Source organism: Bauldia sp. (assembly GCF_020442045.1).
Classification (GTDB): Bacteria; Pseudomonadota; Alphaproteobacteria; order Rhizobiales; family Kaistiaceae; genus Bauldia.
Genome location: NZ_JAGRLA010000063.1, coordinates 1 through 2230, shown reverse-complemented (window position 1 = coordinate 2230; position 2230 = coordinate 1). Strand labels below are relative to the sequence as shown.

Annotated in this window: 3 protein-coding genes and 1 pseudogene; 1 reads left to right on the top strand and 3 read right to left on the bottom strand. The window is 69.6% G+C overall.

The window, feature by feature from the left end:
• A pseudogene (gene ispG, locus KDJ86_RS07525) lies at positions 1-183 on the top strand (flavodoxin-dependent (E)-4-hydroxy-3-methylbut-2-enyl-diphosphate synthase); the annotation flags it as partial.
• Positions 184-297: 114 nt separating this feature from the next.
• On the opposite strand, the gene KDJ86_RS07520 reads toward ispG, so the two are convergent.
• The 3 genes from KDJ86_RS07520 to KDJ86_RS07510 form a co-directional block, all read right to left on the bottom strand.
• On the bottom strand, positions 298-426 hold the full coding sequence (locus KDJ86_RS07520) for a hypothetical protein (RefSeq protein ID WP_291744501.1): 129 nt from the start codon (positions 424-426) through the stop codon (positions 298-300).
• Positions 427-561: 135 nt separating this feature from the next.
• Positions 562-1200 carry an HD domain-containing protein gene (locus tag KDJ86_RS07515; protein ID WP_291744500.1) on the bottom strand — a complete coding sequence of 213 codons (639 nt, stop codon included), beginning with the start codon at positions 1198-1200 and terminating at the stop codon, positions 562-564.
• Positions 1201-1738: 538 nt separating this feature from the next.
• The gene (locus tag KDJ86_RS07510) at positions 1739-2122 is read right to left on the bottom strand and encodes a type II toxin-antitoxin system death-on-curing family toxin (protein WP_291744499.1); all 384 of its coding nucleotides are present in this window, start codon (positions 2120-2122) and stop codon (positions 1739-1741) included.
• Positions 2123-2230: the final 108 nt, after the last annotated feature.

Below are 2230 nucleotides of genomic sequence, written 5' to 3'. Positions count from 1 at the left end.
GCCGATATCGGCATCTCGCTGCCCGGCACCGGCGAGCAGCCGGCGGCGCCGGTCTTCGTCGACGGCAGGAAGGCGGCGACGCTGCGCGGCCCCCATATCGCCGACGAGTTCCGGAAGATGGTCGAGGATTATATCGACCGCCGCTTCGGGCGAGGCGCGGCCCCGGCCGACGCCGCCGAGTAGCGCCGCCTATCCGCCGGCAGCGCCGGTCGTCCATACCTGCGAGATCGACCAGCCGTGGTGCGGATGCCGCCGGCGCGTCCATCGGCGCGCGGGGGCCGTCGCGCCGTTGCCGGCTCAGGCGCCCTGCGACTGGCCGGACATCATCGCCGCGGCGAGAACCGCCGCGATGCCGATCTGCCGGTAGCGACGGACGAGGTCCGGCTTCGGCTGGGTCTCGATTGCCTTGGTCTTCGTCGTCGTCATGGTGGTGCGCCTCTCTCTGCTGCGGGGGGCACACTGGTCCGGGGCGGTTGAACGCGTCCCGAACCGGTCATTCACCGGGGGTTCATCCCGCCGGCGGGCGAGGATCGCCACGGTCCTGTCGCGGAATGCCCGCCGTCACCCGTCCGCCAGGTATCCCCGCGCCACCGACAGGTCGATCAGCCGCTCGACCAGCGTATGGAGCTCGGCCGAGCCGTCGGCGACGACCCGCATCCGTGTGCGCACCTGCGAGGCGCGCACCCCGTGCTTCCGCCAGCCGATACCGTCCGAGAAGACGTTGAGCAGGAAGGGCTGCAGCCGGTCCATCGTCCGGGCGAAATGCGCGTCGGGCGTCTCGTGCGCCTCGAACTCGTCCCACAGCGCGCGGAGCTCCGCCCCCTGCCCGCCGGGCAGCAGGCCGAAGATGCGGTCGGCCGCCGCCCGCTCGGCGATCTCCTGGGCGGCATGCACCTCGGGAGACGAGTAGAGGAAGGTGTCGCCGGCATCGATCTCGACGAGGTCGTGGACGAGCAGCATCCGCACCGCCCGCATCACGTCGACCGTCTCGCTCGCGAAGCCGGACAGCACCACCGCCATCATCGCGATGTGCCAGGTATGCTCGGCGTCGGTCTCGTTGCGGTCCGCCCCGATCACCGGCGACTGGCGGACGATCCCCTTCAGCCGGTCGACCTCGATGATGAAGCGGACCTGCTCGGCAAGCCCCGCCCCGCCCGTCTCGGCGATCAGGGCGAGGATGGTGTCATGATCGGAAGGCATGAACCGATGTGCATCATCGGGAGGCCGGGGGCAAGGGGCGTTGGTGCGACGCGCTTCGCTCTCGCGTCACACGCCTTGCCTCGCCGACCGCCACGCCCGCTGACCGCTGCGCTCGCTGACCGCCGCGCCCGCTGACCGCCGGCCGGCGAGCGCCGACGGCATCACCCACGTCCCCCCGTCATCCCCGGCGGGTGCCGACGGCGCCACCCGCTCCCCCCTGTCATCCCCGGCGAGGGCGAAGCCCGAGGGAAGGGGACCCAGTAAACGATACCATTCGGCATGGTGGCGCCGGCCCGCCCACCACCAACGCCCTGCGCCTCCGAAAACAGACCCGCCGCCCCTTTCGCGAGCCCGTCCCAACCACCGTCATCGCCGGCGAAGAGGCAAGGACAGCCGAAGGCCGGACCGGGAACGCCTCGTCCGTGGATAGGCCAAGACGTGGATGGCCGGGACAAGCCCGGCCATGACGAAGGAGGGTGGCACGACCCCTGCCGCTCATCCCCGCGCGAAGCGGGGACTCAGTTCTTGAGGACCGGAATCACCCCGTGCTCCGCCCGTTGGCCCGCAACCATTCAGCGAGATCAGCTTCCTTCAGTGAGCCGTCGGCGAGTGCCATCCACTGCGCGAAGCAATCCTTGTCGCTCGCCATCAACTCGTAGCCGTTCAGGGCGAGAAACACTTCCGTGACGACAAACGAGACGCGCTTGTTCCCGTCGACGAACGGATGGTCCCGCGCGAGGCCGAAGGCATAGGCCGCCGCCAGGTCAAAGATATCCGGCGCGCCATAGGCTGCAAGATTGGGTGGCCGCGCCAGTGCGGAATCAAGGAGCCCGGAATCGCGAAGGCCCGAAGGTCCGCCATGCTCGCTGAGTTGCTGTTCGTGGATCGCGAGCACGACGGCCGGTTCGACCCATCGCGTCACTTGCCGAGCTGTCGCAACACGTTGCGCCGTTTCTTCATGACCTTCCGGGCGACGTCCATCTGGTCCTCGAACTCCGGATCATAGGGCGTGATCCGAAAGCCGTCCGGT

Bases quoted from the DNA above. Each gene is read 5' to 3' on its own strand.
- KDJ86_RS07520 (WP_291744501.1), bottom strand. From the start codon at position 426: ATGACGACGACGAAGACCAAGGCAATCGAGACCCAGCCGAAGCCGGAC.
- KDJ86_RS07515 (WP_291744500.1), bottom strand. From the start codon at position 1,200: ATGCCTTCCGATCATGACACCATCCTCGCCCTGATCGCCGAGACGGGC.